We start from the raw sequence: 21702 nt of genomic DNA, 5'->3' as shown, positions 1-21702 counted from the left end.
CCTAAATGCTATCACGCGGCAGGAAGCAGCTGATTGATCGGCGCATTTCCCAGCCAGGCGGCGATATTGCCGCGGGTGGTGCTGGCAATCGCCGCCAATGCTTCGTGGGTGAGAAAGCCCTGGTGCGCGGTAATCAGTACATTGGGGAAGCTCAGCAGGCGCGCCAGCACATCATCCTGCAGCGGTTGTTCGGAGCAATCCTCGAAGAACAGCTCGGCTTCTTCCTCATAAACATCCAGGCCCAGATAGCCCAGTTGCCCACTTTTCAGCGCGCCGATCAGCGCCGGGGTGTCGATCAAGGCGCCGCGCCCAGTATTGATCAGCATCACGCCGCGCTGCATCTGCTGCAGCCGTGCGGCGTTGATCAGGTGGTGAGTAGCGGCGTTAAGCGGGCAGTGCAGGCTGATGATATCGCTGCTTTCGAGCAGTTGATTCAGCTCCACCTGCCGCGCGCCGGCGGGTAGCTCGGCGATGGGCGCTGGGTCATGGATCAGCAATTGGCAGCCGAAGCCGGCCATGATTCGCGCGAAAGTCAGGCCGATCTGTCCGGCGCCGATAATCCCGACCTGTTTACCGTGCAGATCGAAGCCGATCAGCCCATGCAGGGAGAAGTCGCCCTCGCGAGTGCGGTTGAATGCGCGGTGAGTGCGTCGATTGAGGGTCATGATCAGCGCCAGAGCATGTTCGGCGACGGCATGTGGCGAGTAGGCCGGCACGCGTACCACGGTTAGGCCGAGGGCGTGCGCGGCGTGCAGGTCGACATGGTTGTAGCCAGCCGAGCGCAGGGCAATCAGCCGCGTACCGCCGGCCGCCAGTTGCTGCAGCACTTGGGCGCTGAGGTCGTCATTGATAAAGGCGCAAACCACCTCGTAACCGGCAGCCAGGCCGGCGCTGTCTGGTCGCAGATGGGCTTCCTGAAAACTCAGCTGCCAGTCGTCCGGGAAACCAGCAGCGCGAAAGCTCTGTTGGTCGTAAGGCTTGCTGCTGAACAAAATGATGCGCATGGGGCTCCTTGACGTGTGGCTTCGCAGCGCCTGACTCAGGCACTGACCTGGGCGTGTCGCGCCAATCGGTCGATGGCAGCATCCAGTTCATCCAGGGCTTGCTGGGCGGCCGGATCATTCTGTTTCAGCAGGGTTTCACTACGCTGGCAGGCGGCACGTAGCTGCGGCACCCCGCAGTAACGGGTAGCGCCGTGCAGGCGGTGTACGCGTTCAATCAGACTGTTGCGTTCGCCACTGTCACGCGCCTGGCGAATGGCCTGACGATCGCCGGGCAGGCCGGCAAGCAGCATGCTCAGCATATCGGCGGCCAGGTCCGCCTTGCCGGCGGCCAGGCGCAGACCTTCGTCGGCATCCAGCACACTGAGGTTGTTATGCGTGGCGCTGATGCCGGTGTGTTCGCTGCTCTGGTTGCGCAGGGCCAGGCCGGTCCACTTGAGTACCACCTGGGCCAGCTGACGTTCGCTGATCGGCTTGGTCAGGTAGTCATCCAGGCCGCTTTGCAGTAGGGCGCGCTTCTCGTTGGCGAGGGCGTGAGCGGTCAGTGCAACAATCGGCACGGGGCTCTGGTTGCGCTCATTTTCCTGTTGGCGAATCGCTTCTGTGGCCTGACGACCGTCCATGCCGGGCATCTGTACGTCCATAAAGATCAGATCGAACGTCTGCTCGGCGGCTTTCTCCACGGCTTCATAGCCGCTGTTGGCGATGCTGACCTGGGCGCCCATATCGTCCAGCAGGGTTTGCACCAGCAGCAGGTTGGCCGGGTTGTCGTCGACGCAGAGAATCAGTGGCGGGCGGCTCGGGGCGCTTTGCTTGTTTTCTGCACGGTTCAGCCGCGGGTTAACCAGCTCGGCCAGGCCGCGCTGCAGCTTGCGGGTACAGGCGGGCTTGGCCTGCAGTTGGCTGTACGCATCCGGCAACAGGCTGTGATAGAGCGACTGTTCGGTGGTGGGGCACAGCAGCAGGGTTTTGCAGGCTAGGCGTTCGAGCTCCCAGATGCGCTGATCGAGGCGCTCTGGCGGCAAGGTCTGAGTGCTGACGCCGAGTACCGCCAGTTCGATTGGCTGGGCGCTATGCCGCGCTTCGGCCACGGCGCTGAGCAGACTGTCGAGGTTGTCGAAGCCGCTGACCTGCAGGCCGCAGTCTTCCAGTTGATGTTGCAGCGCCTGACGCGCCAGGTCGTGGTGTTCCAGGGCGGCAGCACGACGGCCCAGCAATGGTGGCCGCGGCAGGTCTTCGGCATCGTCACGGGCCTTGGGCAGGCTCAGGGTGATCCAGAACTCAGAGCCTTCTTCGGGGGTACTGTCGACGCCGATCTCGCCGCCCATCTGTTCGATCAGGCGCTTGGAAATCACCAGGCCCAGGCCGGTGCCGCCGGCCTGGCGGCTGAGCGAGTTGTCGGCCTGGCTGAAGGCCTGGAACAGTTCGCGCAGGTCGTCATCGGACAGACCGATGCCGGTGTCCTGCACGCTGATGCGCAGCTGCGCGCGGTCGGCGCTTTCGTCTTCGAGCATGGCGCGAATCACGATAGTGCCGGCGCGGGTGAATTTGATCGCGTTACTTACCAGATTGGTCAGTACCTGCTTGAGCCGCAGCGGGTCGCCGATCAGCGACAGTGGTGTGTCGCGGTAGACCAGGCTGAGCAGCTCAAGCTGTTTGGCGTGGGCGGCAGGAGCGAGGATGGTCAGGGTGTCCTGCAGCAGGTCGCGCAGGTTGAACGGGATGTTTTCCAGCACTAGCTTGCCGGCCTCGATCTTCGAGAAATCGAGAATCTCGTTGATGATCGCCAGCAGGCTATCGGCGGATTTTTCGATGGTGCCCAGATAGTCCTGCTGGCGCGGCGTCAGTTCGCTTTTCTGCAGCAGGTTGGTGAAACCGAGGATGCCGTTGAGCGGGGTGCGGATCTCGTGGCTCATATTGGCGAGGAATTCGGACTTGATCCGGCTGGCCTCCAGGGCCTCTTTGCGCGCCAGATCGAGCTCGATGTTCTGGATTTCGATGGTTTCCAGGTTCTGCCGCACGTCTTCGGTGGCCTGGTCGACACTGTGTTGCAGTTCTTCCTGGGCGTTCTGCAACGACTCGGCCATGCGGTTGATGCCCGAGGCCAGTTCGTCCAGCTCATGGCTGCCGAGTGGCGGCAGGCGGGTTTCCAGATGGCCGTCCTTGAGCTGGGCGACGCTGTGTTTTATCTGCCGCAGCGGGTCGTTGATGGTGCGACTCATACGCACGGCGAGCAGGGCGGTGACCATCAGTCCGGTGGCAATCAGCAGCAGGCTGGCCAGCAGGCTGCGGTAGCCGCTGAGCAGGGTGCTGTGGTGGGACAGTTCCAGCTCGACCCAGCCAAGCAGCCGAGTGCCAGGTTCCTCAGTGGCTTTGCCGGTGATGCCCAGGTGCTGCTGATACACCGGCAACAGAAAGCGCGTGGCGTTCTGGTTGCTGTTCTGCGCGGGTTGCGGCTCGCCAGCTGCCGGCGAGGGGTTAAGCATGCTCGGCCCAGCATGGGCCAGGGTGGTGCGCTCGGCGGCGAGAAAACTCACGGCGCGCACATCCGGCTGATCGAGTGCCTGGCTGGCAATGCGCTGCAGCACCTCGCTGTCGCCTGCATGCAGCGCCGGTGCGGCCAGCGGCGCAAGTTGCTCGATGATCATCTGCCCGCGTTGTAGCAATTGTCCCTGCAGATCGGACAATTGCACCCAGGTGAAATAGCCGCCCAACACCAGCGCCAACAGGCTGGTGGGCAACAGGGTGAGCATGAGCACACGGCCTTTGATGCCTAAATCCTTTAACACGCGCTGCCTCCTGTATTGACCTGGTGCAGTTTAGCGGTTGCGCCTGTTCTTATGGCAAATGCAGTCGTCTACATTGGCTCTGTTATATGGCCGGGCGAGGTTTGCCGTTATCATGGCGGCCTTCTTTGCTTCTGGATCATTTCGTTTGCCATGAGCCTGCATTACCCAACCATCGCCGATTGCGTCGGCAACACCCCACTGGTGCGTTTGCAGCGCCTGCCGGGCAACACCAGCAACACCTTGCTGTTGAAGCTGGAAGGCAACAACCCGGCCGGTTCGGTAAAGGATCGTCCGGCGTTGTCGATGATCAGTCGCGCCGAACTGCGCGGCGATATCCAGCCCGGTGATGTGCTGATCGAAGCCACCAGTGGCAACACCGGCATCGCCCTGGCCATGGCGGCGGCGATCAAGGGTTACCGCATGGTGCTGATCATGCCGGACAACTCCACCGCCGAACGCAAGGCCGCGATGACCGCCTACGGCGCGCAGCTGATTCTGGTCGGCGGTATGGAGGAAGCCCGCGATCTGGCTCTGCAGATGCAGGCTGACGGCAAGGGCAAGGTGCTCGACCAGTTCGCCAACGGTGACAACCCGATTGCTCACTACACCAGCACCGGCCCGGAAATCTGGCAGCAGACGGGCGGGCAGATCACCCATTTCGTCAGCTCGATGGGCACCACCGGCACCATCATGGGTGTCTCGCGCTTTCTGAAAGAGCAGAAGCCCGAGGTGCAGATCGTCGGTTTGCAGCCCATGGAAGGCGCGGCGATTCCCGGTATCCGCCGTTGGCCGCAAGAGTACCTGCCGAAGATTTATCAGGCCGAGCGGGTGGATCGCATTATCGATATGGGCCAGCAGGAAGCCGAAGACGTGATGCGCCGTCTGGCGCGCGAAGAAGGCATCTTCTGCGGGGTGTCTTCCGGCGGTTCGGTGGCGGCGATGCTGCGCCTGTCCCAGGAAGTCGAGAACGCGGTGATGGTGGCGATCATCTGTGACCGTGGCGACCGTTACCTGTCCAGCGGCGTTTACGACGCCCCCGGTACGGATGGCCAGAGCAACTGATGGCCAAGAAAGACGGCGGTCTGCGCTTTCAACCCAGCGGTGGTTCCCGAGCGCCGCAGGTGCCGGTGGGCAAGAAGCAGAAGCTCACCATCGAGCGCCTGGCCAATGATGGTCGTGGCATCGCTTTCAGCGAAGGGCGTAACTGGTTTGTCAGCGGCGCACTGGCCGGCGAACAGATCGAAGCGCGAGTGCTGGGTGCCCACGGCAAGGTGGTCGAAGCGCGGGTCGAGCGCATTCTCAGCGCCAGTGCCGAGCGGCGTAGCGAGGCTTGCGTGCATGCCAAAGTCTGCGGTGGCTGCAGCCTGCAACATATGCCCCACGCTGATCAGCTTGCCCTGAAACAGCGCATGCTCGCCGAGCAGCTGAGCCGCTTGGCCAATCTTCAGCCGCAGGAATGGGCAGCGCCGCTGGTCGGCCCGGAGCTGGGCTATCGCCGCCGCGCGCGTATTGCCGTGCGCTGGGACAACAAAGCCAAGCGTCTGGACGTTGGTTTTCGCGCAGCGGCCAGCCAGGACATCATCGCCATCGGCGATTGCCCGGTGCTGGTACAACCCTTGCAGCCGATCCTGCGCGCATTGCCTCAAGTGTTGCGTGAGTTGGATAAACCCCAGGCCATTGGTCATGTCGAGTTGTTCAGCGGCAGCTCCAGTGCTGTGCTGATAAGGCATACCGCTGCACTGAGCGAGGCGGATCTGGCTCGTTTGCAGGCGTTCTGCACGGCGCAGGATGCGCAGCTGTGGTTACACGGAACGGCCGAGCCGCAACCGTTTGAGTCAGCGCAGCAACTGAGTTATCGCCTGGACGCGTTTGCTCTCGACTTGGCTTATCGGCCCGGCGATTTTGTCCAGGTCAACCAGCCGGTGAATGACGCCATGGTTGCGCAGGCGCTGGACTGGCTGGCGCCGCAGGCCGATGAGCGGGTGCTGGATTTGTTCTGCGGTCTGGGCAATTTCGCCTTGCCACTGGCCCTGCGAGTGCGCGAACTGGTGGCGGTGGAGGGCGTGCAAACCATGGTTGAGCGCGCCGCCGAGAATGCCGCAAGCAATGGCCTGGGCAATGCGCACTTTTTCCAGGCCGATCTGTCCAACCCGCTGGTCGAGGCGAGCTGGGCGCTGGGCGGTTTTGCTGCGGTGCTGCTGGACCCGCCGCGTGACGGTGCACTGCAGGTGGTTAAGCAGATGTCGGCGTTGGGCGTCAAACGGGTGCTCTACGTATCGTGCAACCCGACGACTCTGGCCCGCGACAGCGCCGAGTTGCTGGCGCAAGGCTATCGGCTTGAACGTGCCGGTATCCTTGATATGTTTCCGCAAACCGCGCACGTCGAAGCGATGGCGCTGTTTGTCAGGCAGTAGATAGAAGTACCGGGATACGGCGGCAGGTGCTTGGATTTATCCGGTGCTGCCCTTATCTCGGTGCTGCAGGGGCGTGCAGGGAGTGCGCCTTAAGTGGTTAAACCGACCGGCTCATAGAAGGCGGCGACTGTTCGGTGTGCATGCTGCGCACCGTAGGGAAGGTAAGCAAGATGGTTCAGGTCAGAGCGCATCAGCCGATCAACGACGACGGCAGCATCAACCTTGAAGCCTGGCTCGGGCATGTGCTGAGTGTTGATCCGGCGTTGGATCGTGACGCCTTGCGCGAAGCCTGCGAGTTCGCCCGCGAGGCTGAGCAGCAGGCCAATGCCGCGAAGAATTTGTGGACCGAGGGCGCGTCGAGTTTCCGCTCCGGTCTGGAAATCGCCGAAATTCTCGCCGACCTCAAGCTCGATCAGGACTCCCTGGTTGCCGCCGTGATCTACCGCTGCGTACGCGAGGGCAAGGTGCCGTTGGCGCTGGTGCATCAGCGTTTCGGCTCGGTGGTGGCCAAGCTGGTGGAAGGCGTGTTGCGCATGGCCGCTATCAGCGCCTCCTTGAATCCGCGTGATTCCCTGGTGCTCGGCTCCCAGGCGCAGGTGGAGAACCTGCGCAAGATGCTCGTGGCGATGGTCGATGACGTGCGCGTGGCGCTGATCAAACTGGCTGAGCGCACCTGCGCGATCCGCGCGGTGAAAGAGGCCGATGACGAGAAGCGCCAGCGCGTGGCTCGCGAGGTGTTCGACATCTATGCACCGCTGGCTCACCGCCTGGGTATCGGTCATATCAAGTGGGAGCTGGAGGACCTGTCTTTCCGTTATCTGGAACCCGAGCAGTACAAGCAGATCGCCAAGCTGCTGCATGAGCGCCGGCTGGATCGCGAGCACTACATCAATGAAGTGATGGGTCAGCTGCGCGAGGAGTTGGAGGCCACCGGGATCAAGGCCGATATCAGCGGTCGGGCCAAACATATCTATTCGATCTGGCGCAAGATGCAGCGCAAAGGCCTGCAGTTCAGCCAGATCTACGACGTGCGCGCGGTGCGCGTGCTGGTGCCCCAGGTGCGTGATTGCTACACGGCCCTGGGTATCGTGCACACCCTGTGGCGGCACATTCCCAAAGAGTTCGACGACTACATCGCCAACCCCAAGGAAAATGGCTACCGCTCGCTGCATACCGCCGTGCTCGGTCCGGAAGGCAAGGTGCTGGAAGTGCAGATCCGCACCCAGGCCATGCACGAGGAAGCCGAGCTGGGCGTGTGTGCGCACTGGCGCTATAAGGGCACCGACGTCAAAGCCAGCTCCAACCATTACGAAGAGAAGATTTCCTGGCTGCGTCAGGTGCTCGAATGGCACGAGGAACTGGGCGATATCGGCGGCCTGGCCGAGCAGCTGCGCGTGGATATCGAGCCGGACCGGGTTTATGTGTTCACTCCCGACGGTCACGCCATCGACCTGCCCAAGGGGGCGACGCCGCTGGATTTTGCTTACCGCGTGCACACCGAGATCGGCCATAACTGCCGTGGTGCGAAGATCAACGGGCGCATCGTGCCGCTCAACTACAGCCTGCAGACCGGCGAGCAGGTGGAGATCATCACCAGCAAGCACGGCACGCCGAGCCGCGACTGGCTGAACTCCAACCTGGGTTACGTCACCACCAGTCGGGCGCGGGCAAAGATCGTCCACTGGTTCAAACTGCAGGACCGCGACCAGAACGTCGCCGCCGGCAAGCAGCAGCTTGAGCGCGAACTGTTGCGTCTTGGCCTGCCGCATGTGGACTTCGAAAAACTGGCCGAGAAGGCCAATATGAAGACCAGCGAGGATCTGTTTGCCTCCCTCGGTGCCGGTGATTTACGCCTGGCGCAACTGGTTAACCTGGCGCAGCAACTGGTCGAGCCGGACCGGGTCAACGAGCAACTGGAGCTGATCCCGCGCAAGGCATTGGGCTTCAAGCCAGGTAAGCGTGGCGATATCCAGATTCAGGGCGTCGGCAACCTGCTGACGCAGATGGCTGGTTGCTGCCAGCCGCTGCCGGGTGACCCGATTGTCGGCTATATCACTCTGGGCCGTGGCGTGAGCATCCACCGTCAGGACTGTGCCTCGGTGTTGCAACTTGCCGGGCGTGAGCCGGAGAGAATTATTCAGGTCAACTGGGGGCCGGTGCCGGTACAGACCTATCCGGTGGAAATTGTTATCAAAGCCTACGACCGCTCCGGTCTGCTGCGTGACGTGACCCAGGTGTTGCTCAACGAAAAGCTCAATGTGCTGGCGGTGAATACCCGCTCGAACAAGGACGACAACACGGCGTCCATGTCGATCACCGTGGAGATTCCTGGGCTGGATGCATTGGGCCGTCTGCTGGGGCGGATTTCCCAATTGCCGAATATTATCGAGGCCCGCCGCCACCGGGTGTCCTGAGGCGCTAGCGGCTTAACTGGATTTGTCATGTACCAACTCGACGACCTGCTGCACCTGATGGCCCGCCTGCGCGACCCGCAGCACGGCTGTCCGTGGGACCTCAAGCAGGACTACGCGACGATTGTGCCGCATACGATTGAAGAGGCCTACGAAGTGGCCGATGCCATCGAGCGCGGCGACTTCGATCATCTGCCGGGTGAGCTGGGCGATCTGCTGTTCCAGGTGGTGTATTACAGCCAACTGGCCCGTGAAGAAGGGCGCTTCGAGTTTGCCCAGGTGGTTGATGGCATCACCACCAAGCTGATTCGCCGCCATCCTCATGTATTCCCCGATGGCGATCTGTATGGCGCGGTAGATGTGGCCAAGCTGGAAGAGGCCGCGGTCAAGCAGCGCTGGGAAGCGATTAAGGCCGAAGAGCGTGCCGAGAAGGCCGCGGCCCCTGAGCAACTCTCGCTGCTTGACGACGTGCCCACGGCGCTGCCGTCGCTAAGCCGGGCAATCAAGTTGCAGAAGCGTGCCGCCCAGGTCGGTTTTGACTGGCCCGAGGCTTTGCCGGTGGTGGACAAGGTGCGCGAAGAGCTGGATGAAGTGCTCGAAGCCATGAGCGAGAACGACCCCGAGGCGATTGGCGAAGAAATCGGTGACCTGCTGTTTGTGGTCAGCAATCTGGCCCGGCACCTCAAGGTCGATCCGGAAACTGCTTTGCGTGCGGCCAATGCCAAGTTTGAACGGCGTTTTCGTTTTATCGAGCAGGCATTGCGCGATGCGGGGCGCAGCATGGAAGATTGCGCCCTGGATGAATTGGACGCGCTCTGGGGCGAAGCCAAAAAGCTGGAAAAGCACTCCCCGAGTTGCTGAGCCCGCAGGGTGGATGGCGTTTTTTTCATCCACCATCGGCAGGCACACGCTGGATGGTGAGGCGTCATCCAACGTGCGAATAGCGCGTCACGGTTGTGCTGGGTACGCCACTTAATATTGAAGGTTGGAAAGGTAGGTTATGGCTCTCTCACTACGCGATCAGTTGCTTAAAGCCGGGCTGGTCAACGAAAAGCAGGCCAAGCAGGCCGGCAAGCAGCAGCAGAAACAACAGCGCCTGGTGCATAAAGGTCAGGCCGAGAAGGACGAATCGCAAAAGCTTGCCGCCCAGCAGGCCATGGCCGAAAAGGCCGCGCGTGATCAGGAGCTGAACCGTCAGCAGCAGGAAAAGATCGAGCAGAAGGCCCGTGCCGCGCAGATCAAGCAACTGATTGAAGTCTCGCGTCTGCCCAAGCTGACCACCGAGGATTACTACAACTTCGTCGACGACAAAAAGGTCAAGCGCCTGTCGGTCAACAGCCTGATGCGCAACAAGCTCAGCAGCGGCTCGTTGGCCATCGTACGCCATGGCGGCGGCTACGAAGTGATCCCGCGCGAAGCCGCACTGAAGATTCAGGAGCGCGACGCCCAGCGCGTGGTGCTGCTGAACACCCCGACCGAAGCACCGGATGCTGATGATCCGTACGCGGCCTATCAGGTGCCGGATGATCTGATGTGGTGATTACGATCTGCTGCGCGTCGGCCATCCGGCGTTAAAAACAGCCTCGGAATGCTCATGTACAAAAGTACACTCCGCGTGATTCGCTGCGCTCACCCTGCGGGCCAGCCTGTGGCTGTTACTCCGCTACGCTGCGTTTCTCGGCTATTTTTGCCTTGTCTGGCTCTAGCTCGCGAGATCGTAAACAGGCTCTAAGGGGTGACGCTGTTAGGCTCGGTTTACCGAACTCAGCGCAATAAAAAAGCCGAGCATTTAGCTCGGCTTTTTTATTGCGCTAACTCAGTCCTGGCGACCTTCAACCGCTTTGCCGTCGACGGTGCCGTCCTTGAGCATGATCTGGTATTCCTTGCCGTCTTTCTCGACCTGATGCAGCCGTACCAGCAGGAATTCCCAGTCCTTGGCAAACCAGAGGATGGTCTTGCGGCTGCTTTGTGTTGGGTCGCGCACGCGCTCGACTTTGATGGCGTCGATCAGGCCGGCTTTAGTGCGTACGGTTTCTTCACCCAGCACGCGGAAATCGTAGGTTTCCACTTCGTCGCCATCGACCACCTGGTAGCTCATGCTCTGGGTGCCTGCGGCTACGTCATATTGCAGGGCCAACTGGTAGGTCGATTTGTCCAGCAGGCCACGGTTCAGCGGCAGGCGCACCGGGGTGTCGCGATCACTGCCGATGACCTGCTTGGCGCTCCAGTCGAAGTCGTGCTCGATCTTCTTGCCCTTGCCCAGGCCGTTGCGTTCATACAGGTAGGTCTGTGGCAGGAAGACTTCGTTGTCCACGCGCAGGGTGCTTTGTTCGGTCAGGCTGGCGACCAGCATGGAGGCTTCGAAATTCAGCTTCCACACCCCGTTATCCAGGGCTTCAAGGCTGCGTTCGGCGCTGCCGCTGACGGGCAGTTGCTTCCAATCGGCGGTGTAGCTGGCGGAGAAGGGTTTCAGCTCGACGGCGAGTGCCGGCAGGCTAAAAAGTGTCAGTGCGAACAGTAAGGCGCGACCCATGGTGTCTCCTAAGTTCGAATAAGGTGTCCGGTACTCGGTAACAGTTGCTCGTCCAACATCGCCCCGTGCGCCGTCAGTTGCAAACGGTCTTCGGCAAACCAGCGCACGGCCAGCGGGTAAATTACATGTTCTTGCTCGTGTACGCGCTGCGCCAGGCTGGTGGGCGAGTCATCCGACTGTACCGGTACCACTGCCTGTACGACCAGTGGTCCGCCATCGAGTTCCTCGCTGACAAAGTGCACGCTACAACCATGCTCAGTGTCGCCGGCGTCCAGCGCTCGCTGATGGGTGTGTAGGCCTTTGTATTTCGGCAGCAAGGACGGGTGGATATTCAGCAGACGGCCGCTGTAGTGACGGATAAAGCCAGGCGTAAGGATGCGCATAAACCCCGCCAGCACCACCAGTTGCGGATTAAACGCATCAATGGCCCCGACCAGCGCAGCATCGAAGGCTTCGCGGCCGTCGAACTGCTTGTGGTCGAGCACGGTAGTGGCGATGCCGGCCTGTTTTGCGCGCTCCAGACCGTAGGCATCGGCGCGGTTGGAAATCACCGCGCTGATATGTGCCGGATTGCCGTCATGGGCGATGCTATCAATCAGCGCCTGCAAGTTGCTGCCGGAGCCGGAGATCAGCACCACCACGTTGCACTGTGCTGGCATTAGTGCTGTTTCAGGTTGTTCAGTACGACCTGGGCGGCACCTTCGGCGGCTTCACCGATCTGGCCGATCACCCATGGCTGCTCGCCAGCGGCGGTCAGGGTTTGCAGGGCCACTTCGACCTGATCCTGCGCCACGCAGATCACCATGCCGACACCGCAGTTGAGCACACGGTGCATTTCGTGCTCATCGACGTTGCCTTTTTCTTGCAGCCAGTCGAAGACCGCTGGGCGAGTCCAGCTGGCTACATCGACCACGGCCTGGGCACCTTTTGGCAGTACGCGCGGGATGTTGTCGAGCAGGCCGCCACCGGTGATGTGGGCCATGGCTTTGACGGCTCCGGTGTCCTTGATCAACTTGAGCAGCGGTTTGACGTAGATGCGCGTCGGCGCCATCAGCAGGTCGGTCAGCGGCTTGCCGTCGACCTGGGTGGTTTCGATGTCAGCACCGGAGACTTCGATGATCTTGCGGATCAGCGAGTAGCCGTTGGAGTGCGGGCCGGAGGACGGCAGGGCGATCAGCGCATCGCCAGTAGCGACTTTCGAGCCGTCGATGATCTCGGCTTTTTCCACCACGCCGACGCAGAAACCGGCCAGGTCGTAGTCTTCGCCTTCGTACATACCTGGCATTTCAGCGGTTTCACCGCCAACCAGGGAGCAGCCGGCCAGCTCGCAGCCGGCGCCGATGCCGGTGACCACTGTGGCGGCAACGTCCACGTTGAGCTTGCCGGTGGCGTAGTAATCGAGGAAGAACAGCGGCTCGGCACCGCACACCACCAGGTCATTGACACACATGGCGACCAGGTCCTGGCCGATGCTGTCGTGCTTGTTCAGGTTCAGCGCCAGGCGCAGCTTGGTGCCTACACCGTCAGTGCCGGAGACCAGCACCGGTTGCTTGTAGCCAGCCGGGATCTCGCACAGCGCGCCGAAGCCGCCCAGCCCACCCATGACTTCCGGACGCGCGGTGCGCTTGGCCACGCCTTTGATGCGTTCGACCAGGGCTTCGCCCGCGTCGATATCTACACCTGCGTCCTTGTAGCTGATGGAGGGTTGCTTGCTCATAGATCCAGGCCTTTAGGGGAAATTCGGATAGGCACCACCGCTTGTGGCGGCGGTCTGCGAAGGCGCGCGATTTTATCAGGCTTACCCGGCAGCGGCCACCCGCTAAGGTTGCGGCTGTTGGGGCGGCTGTTTAAGCTCGAAATCTGGCTGTTGTTGGCGGTCTGCGGCTGAAAAGGGCTTTGGAATGCACCTTAACAGCACCTAAACTCGCACTCTTGGGCCAGCGCGGCCTACCTTCTGTGGCGTAGGTTAGCCACAACTATTGTTAATCCTGGCCTGCGCGCCATTTTCCGTCCGTCGAGAATTCATCCATGCGTTTGACCGCTCGCCTGCTTCTAGTTTGTTTGTCGCTGTCCGGCCTGCCGGCGTTTGCCGCGCCGGTGAGTAATCTGTACCAAGTCCGCGAAGCGGTCAGCAGCCAGCAACCTGAAGAACGCGCTGCCGCCCTGAGCCGCGCGCTGGATACCTTGGTGTTGCGCCTTACCGGCAAGGCCGATGCGGCGCAGAGTCCGGCACTGGCGGCGCTGCGCAAGGACCCGCAACAGATCATCAGCCAATATGGCTACGAGGGCGACAAGCTGTTGGTCGATTTCGACCCGCTGAGCACCGACCGCAGCTTGCGTCAGGCAGGGCTGTCGCTGTGGGGCGCCAATCGTCCAAGCATTTTGCTGTGGTGGTTGAGTGATGCCAGCGACGGCAGCCGTCTGCTCGGTGATGGTCAAGCGGCCGCAGCACCACTTAATCAGGCCGCGCAGCACCGCGGTCTGCCGTTGCGCCTGCCGTTGGCCGATCTGGCCGAGCAACTGGTAGCGGTTCCGGAAAACCTCACGGCGAATGATCCGGCTGCCCTGCGTGAAGCCTCCGAACGCTACGCCGCCGATGCCTTGCTGGCAGTGATGGCGCGCGAAGCAAACGGCCAATGGCAGGCCGAGTGGCGTCTGTGGCTGGGTAATGAGCGGGAGCAGGGCACTGTGCAGGGCGCCGATCAAGCCGCATTGGCTGATGCCATTCTGTTGGCAGTCAGCCAGCGTCTGGCTCCACGTTTTATTGTGGCTGCAGGTGCCGCCAGTGGTTTGACTGTGGAGGTGCAGGGCGTTGACCTGGCGCGCTACGCCGAGTTGCAGCGCATTCTTGAGCCATTCGCGGCGCAACTGCGCAAGGTTCAGGGCGACACGCTGACCTTTGCCGTCAATGCCAATGCCGAACAACTACGTGCGCAATTGGGCCTGGCACACTTGCAGGAAGTACCGGCAGAAGCTCCAGTGGTTGACGCCAGCCAGTCGGTTACGCCGCCGGCTACCGCCGCTGAGCCCGCTACCGCAGTGGTAGCGCCTGACAATGTGTTGAGGTTTCGCTGGTAGACTGCGGCTATTACACCCGGTCCCTGACTTGAAAACCGCAGCTATCGAGCTGCGGTTTTCTTATGTAACGGGCCTCGTGGTTTGAGTATTTCTGGACAAAACGTTGGCATATGGAGCGCTGGGCATGATCGATTCGCATCGTTGGATATGGATAGTCGGGGCGCTGCTGCTATGCGGCCTGTTGTACCTGTTGGCGCCGATTCTCTCGCCATTTCTGATAGGCGTACTGCTGGCCTATATGGGCGACCCGCTGGTCGACCGTCTGGAGCGCTGGAAACTCTCGCGGACCTGGGGTGTGGTGGTGGTATTTGCACTGATCACCCTGATCATGGCCATTCTGCTGCTGGTATTGGTGCCAATGCTGGGCAAGCAGCTGGTGCGTCTATATGAGTTGATCCCGCAAATGCTCGATTGGGCGCAGAATCAAGCGCTGCCATGGATTCAGCTCCAGCTGGGTTTAAGCGAGGGCTTCTGGCGTTTTGATCAGCTGAAAACTGCACTGTCCGGCCAACTGGGTAAAACCACCGATATCGTCGGCATGCTGCTGTCCACAGCCACCTCTTCAGGTCTAGCGCTATTGGCCTGGCTGGCCAATCTCGTACTGATTCCGGTGGTGAGCTTCTACCTGATGCGCGACTGGGACCTGATGGTCGCCAAACTGCGCAGTTTGCTGCCGCGCGGTCGTGAAGGCCTTGTTGTGCAACTGTTCGGCGAATGTCACGAAGTGCTTGGCGCTTTCCTACGGGGTCAATTGTTGGTGATGTTGGCGCTGGGGGTGATGTATGCCACTGGGCTGATGATGATTGGCCTGGAGCTCGGACTGCTGATCGGTGTGCTAGCAGGTCTGGCCAGCATCGTGCCGTATCTGGGTGTGGTGGTCGGCATTGGCGCGGCACTGACGGCCGGTTTGTTCCAGTTCGGTCTGGATTTCTACCCGCTGATGGGTATAGCTGCGGTATTTATCGTCGGGCAAATGCTTGAAGGCATGCTGCTGACACCGATGCTGGTAGGCGACCGCATTGGTCTGCATCCGGTGGCCGTAATCTTCGCAATCATGGCCGGCGGCCAACTGTTCGGCTTTACCGGCATCCTCCTGGCCCTGCCAGTGGCGGCGGTGATTATGGTTTTAGTGCGTCATCTGCATGATTTATATAAACAATCGGGCACTTATGGTGCGACGCCTGAAGGTGATTGATTTATATAGAATTTATTTCTCGCTATTTTTCGTGTGTCGAAGAAGTGTCGAAACCATCTAGTGGGTTGAGACGAAGCGCATCACGCAGGTGAGACGGGGACAGGTGGGCATAGCGCATGGTCATGGTCAGCGATGAATGCCCCAGCACCTCCTTTAAGGTCAGGATATTGCCGCCGTTCATAATAAAATGGCTGGCAAACGTATGACGTAGCACATGCGTTGCCTGGCCACGGGGAAGTGTTGTGGTCAACGAAAACTGGACACTGGTTTAGGTTTATCCGGCCAGTGATTCAGTTTCCGCTGGCGTTCTGTATCCGTTGTAACTGTGTGGCCGCTGATGGTTGTAGTAATCCGTCAGGTAATCCAACACCAAACCGGCTGCTTCGAGTTTGAAATCTGTACTGAATGATCTTCTGGTCACACAAACACCTCATGGCTGGGCGAAGCTTAACGCCCTATCGGGGTGTCCAGAATCATTGAGCCACAACAGTTTCTTTAGTGTATTGACCAAGTGAGCCTTGGAAGAAGCGACCTAACTCTTGAATATCTTTTTCGGTGAACTCTAGGCGCTGTTGCTCAGCTGTAACCAAAGAATTTCTTAACGATGAGTTTGAGCAGCTATGAGCTTGCTGATAGCAGAACTTGAAAGTGAACAGAAGGCCGCCTTCTGTGTAAACAGTACTGGATGCGCTTGCCAGGCCTTCAAGGAACCCAAGTGTTCGGCTGCTGAGCATAGGACCTCTAACGTTTGGTTAAGGGGCCGGCTTTAGCCGGTCCCGAGTGAGCGAAGCAAGCGACTTGAACCATTTGTTAGGGCTAGTACGGAGCATAGTTTGTAAGCTCCTTTATTCGCTGTTTGGCGCGCTCTTCTTTGCAGGCTAGATAGATGCTGTTGCGAATAGTGCCTGATCTGTGCATTTCGTATTGAGCAGCGCAATCCGCTTCTCTGAATGTAATCCATGCCCTTTGAGCGGTTAAAAGCTTTTTTCTGTATTCTGTGTAGTTGTCATATTCAGTGTTTGGTTGGGAAAGACTCTCTACCAATTTTTTATACGTTGAATTCAGCTCTTTCTCTGTATTTTCGAGAGAGATAGATGCGCACTGCTCAATATCTGGCGTTGAGAATGCATTGGTGCAGTCGATGTTTTTTTCAGGTTCTGCGTATGCCTCAATAGATAAGGCTAGTAGGCAGGCAGCTAGTAAGCGGTGCATTGAGTGCCCTAACGTTTGGTTAAGGGGCCGGCTTTAGCCGGTCCCAGTGAGCGAAGCGAGCGATTTGAACCAGTTGTTAGAGGCTGTATTCGCTGCAGCTCTGAGCTTTTTTAATGACACCGCCAAACGCGGCTCTTGCACCACAAAAGCCCTTGCAAGAATTAACAGCGTTGATAGTTACATTTTGCTCGGTAAATTTAAAATTAATTCCGCATGCGCCGCCATCGCTAGGGGCGCCATATAACTCCCAGCCAGGCTCAGACCAATAGCTTGCTTCATCTTTAAATATAAAGCTTCCATCGGGTTGCTTTGTGGCAAAACCAGGTAATGTGCAAGTGTGAAAATTTCCACCGTACTGCAATAGCTCGAATTGTATTTTGGTGTTGTCAATTTTAGTTATTTTCATAAAGCTGGTTGCCTCGCCCCAAGTCTCGGTAGCAGCACTGTAATCTCGCAGCTTGAATGTAGATGCGTAACACTCACTGGGCTCCGCATGTAATGCGGTAGATAAAAGCGTAATAATCGCACCCAGGAGGGCACTTCTCATCATTATTACAGCCTCTAACGTTTGGTTAAGGGGCCGGCTTTAGCCGGTCCCAGTGAGCGAAGCGAACGATTTGAACCACTAGTTAGGTTTCTTTGTACGGTACGCCATAAAGAACATTTCTAGCTCGCCCTTCAAATTCGGGTGCATATGCTTGTAAAGTACACCATTCAATGCGCGCCAAACAATTAATGGCGGCGTTTCTAATGCTCGCCCATTCATTATGGCTAAACATAAATTGATCATCGCAGTGGAATGCATCACTGCTTAAATTATCGCAGCTTTCAAATATTGAGAGTAACTCGTTTTTTATATCGACTGGAATGTCATTTCCGTAGTTGTCAGCAAAATCTTTAATCCTTAACATTTTTTCGCTCCACACTTCGCATGCGGGGCAATATGGTATCGACTCGCTCTGTTGTTTTGCTTCGAGCGCAAGAAACTCTAACCCATAGCAGAGTTGTAGGAATGAAAGTAGCTTTTCATACTCATCATCTGCATACCAGTTCCATACCCTGGCTGAGAAGCTGGTTTCCATGTGATACCTAACGTTTGGTTAAGGGGCGGGCTTTAGCCCGTCCCAGCGAGCGGAGCGAGCGATTTGAACTAATTGTTAGGTTTTTAGTTATGGACACTGTGGCGCGACTTGTCCGTTACCACCTATAACTTTATTTTTTACAGAAAAAATATCTATAAATAGATAGTCTACGCAGAGAATTCCACTCTTAGATTTTGTACATGTGTACTTTTTCGCTTCCTGACTTTTTTGGGAAAAATAACGCGCCTCATTTTCTTTCATTTCTGATTCGGCGCACGAATAGCCGCTTGCCTCAAGTTTAGAGAGCAATATTTTAGTATTTGATGAATTTTTCTTTGCGTTATTAAAATCGTTAGCTGGTTGGTTGGTGCTACAACCGAACAGGGTTGTTAGTAGAAAAATGATAGCGGATTTTTTGATTTTTTTGATCATGGGCTAAAAACCTAACGTTTGGTTAAGGGGCGGGCTTTAGCCCGTCCCAGTGAGCGAAGCGAACGATTTGAACCTATTGTTAGGTTGTGGAGTTGTTATTAAAAACAAACAGCAGCGAATCACGAGAATATTGATAGCACAAGAAGCCACATACAAATGCAGGAATAGCTAAAATTGAAAGTGTAAATAAATTTCCATTAGCAAAAATAAATATTGGCAGTAAGGCAATGCCGCCACCAAGTATGGCGCGATTCTTATGTGTGGCTGTACCGTTAAGCCAGTTAGTTTTATTTGTAAGGATGCATATTATTGTCGAGTAAATTGCTCCAAACAGGAATGCTACTTTAGGTGCGTAAAATAGAGAATGAAATGCAAATGGTGGTGACATTGTAAGCATTGCTAAGAAACCGACTATCGTCCCGGTAATAGAAAAGAATAGTGCAATTAATATTGCGTGAAATAGTACTGAGAAAGTAGCTTTGAAGATGACCAATGTGAGACCTAACGATTAAGCTAAGGGGCCGGCTTCGCCGGTCCCAGCGAACGGAGTGAGCGCTTTGAGCGCATTGTTAGGCGCTGCTTACGCATGATTGAAGAGCCAGTAATAAGGGGTGATAAATAGAGCTGTTTGCCCAAGAATTTGCAAGGATGTATCAATTTTTACGTTTGCTGGAGTTCTGCGTAGCCAAACGAAATTTACCATGAGAACTATGGGCGTCATGGTGATTAGCACCCAGCGAGCTTCCGATAAGCTGTTGGTGTTGATGGTCTGGGTGAAAGTGCCCTGATTGATAAAAATACCTGAGAGAACACTTGCCGATACAAATGCCAAGGTTGCGTAGAGTAGGGCGTTTCGTATGATCAATTGCAGTGCCTAACGTTTGGTTAAGGGGCGGGCTTTAGCCCGTCCCAGTGAGCGAAGCGAGCGATTTGAACCAATTGTTAGGAGCATTTTAACCTCCCCATAATACAACCATTGATTTTTTACCTTCAACTACACTTTTAAGAAACTCAACCAATGGCTCAAACAACCAAATATCTGGTTGACATCCCTTGGCGGAGAGTAGTTGTTCAAATTGGTCGCGACCCTTATTTATAAATTCGAAATATATTTCTTTAACGGAGTCGCTACTTAAAAATACAACATCGGGGTCATCATATTCATTTCTCTTAGCCGACAGGTCTCCAGCAAACAGCTTGCTCAAAGGCTCGCCAAGTTCCTGTAATGAGTATTCCCAGCCCGTAATTGATTCAAAAGCATCAAAGCTTGGAAATGATTCAATATCAATTTTTCCAAGAACTTCATACCAATCACTTTTCGAGCTCTTGCCTTCAAACTCAGTGGCGATTGAGTCTGCGACTTCGTAGAATGTGCCAAAGCTCATTTCAGCCTCCTAACGTTTGGTTAAGGGGCCGGCTTTAGCCGGTCCCGAGTGAGCGAAGCGAACGGCTTGAACCAGTAGTTAGGAAACCGCGCGCATAGGTTAAAGGGATATGCCGTAATAAGAGCTTGTTGCTTTTTCTGCTTCCCACAGAGGTTTGATCCGTGGTGTTTCAATGATTGACTTCATTCCGTTACACCACGATTTCCATACGACGGGGTCAATATAGCCAAGCTCATAATAAAGGTGCTCCTCTCCGCAAAGATTGAAGTAATCAATTAGCGAGGATTCTTCTTCTGAGGTTAGTGGCGTATTGTCTTTGCTTATGATGCTGGCCAGATTTTCATTCATGCCGTCATAACGGGAATTGAATTCTTTGAAGAGCTCACGAAATAGCTTCAGTTCTTCTAGGCGCTGCTTTTGGATGAAGTAAATAACTGACAGTACAGAACCCGCAACTGTAGCGATGGATGTTATTGAGGTTTCAGCGCATAAGAGAAACGCTACTGCTCCGACCAGTATTGTGCCAAGAAGCCACCAGTAATTCCTGAATAGCCAGAATTTGAGTTTTACGCCGATACGCATTCGGTGTTCCTAACGTTCAGGTTAAGGGGCGGGCTTTAGCCCGTCCCGAGTGAGCGAAGCGAACGACTTGAACCGCTTGTTAGGCTGACTCACGCACGCACCTCGTAATTAAGCTTAAGCCCTTGGACTTGCGAGAAAATTGTGTTGGCGAATTCCAGGCAATACGGCATTAAATTTTGGATATTTTCACTAAGGAAAAGTATTTGCTTCTGTGAACCGTTATGAGTCCCCCCTAGATCCTCTAGCTTGTAGCAGAACATAACTAAGGGATCGTCAAGGTTTTCACCCATGCAGTAAGATGTTGCCCATTTTAGAAATATATTTATTGATTCCATAGAGGATATGTCAAGTACGGATGCACGCAAGCAAAACTCTTCAGAAAAGCTAAGTGCTGCTGGGCGTGCTAGAAAGTCATAGCTTGGACGTTTTAGGCAGATATCAGGACCATTTAGCGAAAGCTCAACCAGTTCTTGCTCCGGATTAGTAGATGACAAAATTATATTGTCTACCCTTGCAATAAGATTGTCGGAACTAGTCAGTCCGATTTTCCATAGGAACAATGCAATATTTAAAGTGGCCATGTGAGCCTAACGTTTGGTTAAGGGGCGGGCTTTAGCCCGTCCCTAGAGAGCGTAGCGAACGGGCTTGAACCGCTTGTTATAACCTACTGCGGAGGCGTGAGATGCTTTAATGCTTTTTGCATGTTCTCTACAAGAACGACAGTGGTTTTCTCATTCACATCTGGTGCTTTAGCTATAAATGATTTCCCAATAGGAGAGGAAAAAAATTCAGTGATAGCTTTGAGTTCGTTCGCCGTGTAGGACTCTTCGTATATTTTTGTTGTAGGTCCAACTAGCGCCTCCCAGGCCATGGCTTCCCTGAAATATTGTTCAAATCCAGGTGTTGCAGCTATTGGGTTTCCGGCGAGCTGGTTTATGTAAGCATCAACCATTAATTCGTGATTCTGCTTGGCGTTTGTTACCTCTAATAGCTCTAATACCAAGTCATGCTTTTCACCCCCGTAAGCAGAGGTAGCAAATGCTAAGCATAGTCCGAGCGCAAACTTCATGTTTTTCATGTGTGTCTCCTTGGGTTATAACGTTTGGTTAAGGGGCGGGCTTTAGCCCGTCCCAGTGAGCGAAGCGAACGATTTGAACCAGTTGTTATATTTCATGGCCATACTGCTCAAAGTAGCTCCGAATCAGACGCTTTTTCTTGCTACTTAAATTATATATTTCGTTATCAATCGCGCTTCGACAAAATGAAATTTCAGCTTCTATATCTGCGCCAAGCTCTAGCAGCAGGATAACCATTTCGGTGTTGCCCATTTCAATTGCTTCGCAGAGCGTAAATTGAGGTATTTTTGAACCAAGGCTGCGTAATAGGCTAACACCTTCAATAAGGTTTTCTAGCGCAAGCCAACAAAGTACGTTTTCTCCAGAGAGATTCTCTGCGTCGAGTATGGCTCTGTTTTTTACGACTATATCTTTAACTTTGTGCGGTTCGTTGAGTACGGCATCTAGTAGTAAGTAGAAATCGTAATTGTGTTCAAATTCCAATGCTATTTCCCATGCGGCGTCGGACTAAT

22 protein-coding genes and 1 pseudogene are annotated in these 21702 nt (G+C 56.3%); 7 read left to right on the top strand and 16 right to left on the bottom strand.

The window, feature by feature from the left end; genetic code table 11:
• Positions 1 to 11: 11 nt before the first annotated feature.
• Positions 12 to 1004, bottom strand: a complete 993-nt coding sequence (locus tag ACIN8IBEIGE_RS13985; RefSeq protein WP_160015176.1) for a 2-hydroxyacid dehydrogenase — start codon at positions 1002 to 1004, stop codon at positions 12 to 14.
• Positions 1005 to 1039: 35 nt separating this feature from the next.
• Positions 1040 to 3790, bottom strand: coding sequence for an ATP-binding protein (locus tag ACIN8IBEIGE_RS13980; protein WP_160015175.1), 2751 nt, complete (start codon positions 3788 to 3790; stop codon positions 1040 to 1042).
• 150 nt (positions 3791 to 3940) lie between these two features.
• Between ACIN8IBEIGE_RS13980 and cysM the strand changes: the two genes are divergently transcribed.
• From cysM to ACIN8IBEIGE_RS13955, 5 genes are all read left to right on the top strand, one after another.
• Positions 3941 to 4852: a cysteine synthase CysM gene (gene cysM / locus ACIN8IBEIGE_RS13975; RefSeq protein WP_160015174.1), complete on the top strand. Its 912-nt coding sequence runs from the start codon at positions 3941 to 3943 to the stop codon at positions 4850 to 4852.
• Complete coding sequence (rlmD, locus tag ACIN8IBEIGE_RS13970) at positions 4852 to 6204, top strand: 23S rRNA (uracil(1939)-C(5))-methyltransferase RlmD (protein ID WP_160015173.1); 1353 nt, start codon at positions 4852 to 4854, stop codon at positions 6202 to 6204. Before cysM ends, rlmD begins: the two co-directional genes overlap by 1 nt.
• A 170-nt stretch (positions 6205 to 6374) precedes the next feature.
• Positions 6375 to 8618, top strand: coding sequence for a GTP diphosphokinase (relA, locus tag ACIN8IBEIGE_RS13965; RefSeq protein ID WP_160015172.1), 2244 nt, complete (start codon positions 6375 to 6377; stop codon positions 8616 to 8618).
• A 27-nt stretch (positions 8619 to 8645) separates the two neighbouring features.
• The gene (gene mazG / locus ACIN8IBEIGE_RS13960; protein ID WP_160015170.1) at positions 8646 to 9476 is read left to right on the top strand and encodes a nucleoside triphosphate pyrophosphohydrolase; all 831 of its coding nucleotides are present in this window, start codon (positions 8646 to 8648) and stop codon (positions 9474 to 9476) included.
• Positions 9477 to 9615: 139 nt separating this feature from the next.
• Positions 9616 to 10155 carry a DUF2058 domain-containing protein gene (locus ACIN8IBEIGE_RS13955; RefSeq protein WP_160015168.1) on the top strand — a complete coding sequence of 180 codons (540 nt, stop codon included), beginning with the start codon at positions 9616 to 9618 and terminating at the stop codon, positions 10153 to 10155.
• 276 nt (positions 10156 to 10431) lie between these two features.
• Here the strand turns inward: ACIN8IBEIGE_RS13955 and ACIN8IBEIGE_RS13950 are convergent, their stop codons facing one another.
• Genes ACIN8IBEIGE_RS13950 through purM form a run of 3 tightly spaced genes read right to left on the bottom strand, consistent with a single transcriptional unit; the run spans position 10432 to position 12865 of the window.
• The gene (locus ACIN8IBEIGE_RS13950) at positions 10432 to 11148 is read right to left on the bottom strand and encodes a DUF3108 domain-containing protein (protein ID WP_160015166.1); all 717 of its coding nucleotides are present in this window, start codon (positions 11146 to 11148) and stop codon (positions 10432 to 10434) included.
• 8 nt (positions 11149 to 11156) lie between these two features.
• Entirely contained in the window at positions 11157 to 11807 is a 651-nt protein-coding gene (gene purN / locus ACIN8IBEIGE_RS13945) for a phosphoribosylglycinamide formyltransferase (RefSeq protein ID WP_160015165.1), read from the bottom strand.
• On the bottom strand, positions 11807 to 12865 hold the full coding sequence (gene purM / locus ACIN8IBEIGE_RS13940) for a phosphoribosylformylglycinamidine cyclo-ligase (RefSeq protein ID WP_160015164.1): 1059 nt from the start codon (positions 12863 to 12865) through the stop codon (positions 11807 to 11809). Before purM ends, purN begins: the two co-directional genes overlap by 1 nt.
• Before the next feature lie 311 nt (positions 12866 to 13176).
• Here purM and ACIN8IBEIGE_RS13935 point away from each other — a divergent pair, with 311 nt between their 5' ends.
• Positions 13177 to 14226: a DUF2066 domain-containing protein gene (locus ACIN8IBEIGE_RS13935; RefSeq protein ID WP_160015162.1), complete on the top strand. Its 1050-nt coding sequence runs from the start codon at positions 13177 to 13179 to the stop codon at positions 14224 to 14226.
• 124 nt (positions 14227 to 14350) lie between these two features.
• Positions 14351 to 15421, top strand: coding sequence for an AI-2E family transporter (locus ACIN8IBEIGE_RS13930; RefSeq protein WP_160015161.1), 1071 nt, complete (start codon positions 14351 to 14353; stop codon positions 15419 to 15421).
• A 22-nt stretch (positions 15422 to 15443) separates the two neighbouring features.
• Here the strand turns inward: ACIN8IBEIGE_RS13930 and ACIN8IBEIGE_RS13925 are convergent.
• From ACIN8IBEIGE_RS13925 to ACIN8IBEIGE_RS13875, 11 genes and pseudogenes are all read right to left on the bottom strand, one after another.
• A pseudogene (locus ACIN8IBEIGE_RS13925) lies at positions 15444 to 15659 on the bottom strand (tyrosine-type recombinase/integrase); the annotation flags it as partial.
• A gap of 36 nt (positions 15660 to 15695) precedes the next feature.
• Positions 15696 to 15842, bottom strand: a complete 147-nt coding sequence (locus tag ACIN8IBEIGE_RS21245; protein WP_160015159.1) for an integrase core domain-containing protein — start codon at positions 15840 to 15842, stop codon at positions 15696 to 15698.
• Between the two features lie 395 nt (positions 15843 to 16237).
• Positions 16238 to 16633 carry a lysozyme inhibitor LprI family protein gene (locus ACIN8IBEIGE_RS13915; RefSeq protein ID WP_079783266.1) on the bottom strand — a complete coding sequence of 132 codons (396 nt, stop codon included), beginning with the start codon at positions 16631 to 16633 and terminating at the stop codon, positions 16238 to 16240.
• A 76-nt stretch (positions 16634 to 16709) separates the two neighbouring features.
• Entirely contained in the window at positions 16710 to 17183 is a 474-nt protein-coding gene (locus ACIN8IBEIGE_RS13910) for a hypothetical protein (RefSeq protein WP_160015158.1), read from the bottom strand.
• Positions 17184 to 17262: 79 nt separating this feature from the next.
• Positions 17263 to 17715: a hypothetical protein gene (locus ACIN8IBEIGE_RS13905; protein WP_160015157.1), complete on the bottom strand. Its 453-nt coding sequence runs from the start codon at positions 17713 to 17715 to the stop codon at positions 17263 to 17265.
• An 87-nt stretch (positions 17716 to 17802) separates the two neighbouring features.
• Positions 17803 to 18147: a hypothetical protein gene (locus tag ACIN8IBEIGE_RS13900; protein ID WP_160015155.1), complete on the bottom strand. Its 345-nt coding sequence runs from the start codon at positions 18145 to 18147 to the stop codon at positions 17803 to 17805.
• Between the two features lie 953 nt (positions 18148 to 19100).
• On the bottom strand, positions 19101 to 19532 hold the full coding sequence (locus tag ACIN8IBEIGE_RS13895; protein WP_160015153.1) for a hypothetical protein: 432 nt from the start codon (positions 19530 to 19532) through the stop codon (positions 19101 to 19103).
• Positions 19533 to 19631: 99 nt separating this feature from the next.
• A complete protein-coding gene (locus ACIN8IBEIGE_RS13890; protein ID WP_160015151.1) occupies positions 19632 to 20114 on the bottom strand; it encodes a hypothetical protein in 483 nt (160 codons plus the stop codon).
• An 89-nt stretch (positions 20115 to 20203) separates the two neighbouring features.
• Positions 20204 to 20695, bottom strand: a complete 492-nt coding sequence (locus tag ACIN8IBEIGE_RS13885) for a hypothetical protein (RefSeq protein WP_160015150.1) — start codon at positions 20693 to 20695, stop codon at positions 20204 to 20206.
• Between the two features lie 83 nt (positions 20696 to 20778).
• A complete protein-coding gene (locus tag ACIN8IBEIGE_RS13880; RefSeq protein WP_160015148.1) occupies positions 20779 to 21192 on the bottom strand; it encodes a DUF2059 domain-containing protein in 414 nt (137 codons plus the stop codon).
• Positions 21193 to 21277: 85 nt separating this feature from the next.
• On the bottom strand, positions 21278 to 21673 hold the full coding sequence (locus tag ACIN8IBEIGE_RS13875) for a hypothetical protein (protein WP_160015146.1): 396 nt from the start codon (positions 21671 to 21673) through the stop codon (positions 21278 to 21280).
• Positions 21674 to 21702: the final 29 nt, after the last annotated feature.

The sequence above is a fragment of the Pseudomonas sp. 8BK genome (assembly GCF_902506475.1).
GTDB classification, from domain to species: Bacteria; Pseudomonadota; Gammaproteobacteria; order Pseudomonadales; family Pseudomonadaceae; genus Aquipseudomonas; species Aquipseudomonas anguilliseptica.
Note: the sequence above shows the minus strand (reverse complement) of the source record. Positions and strands in the feature narration are given on the sequence as shown.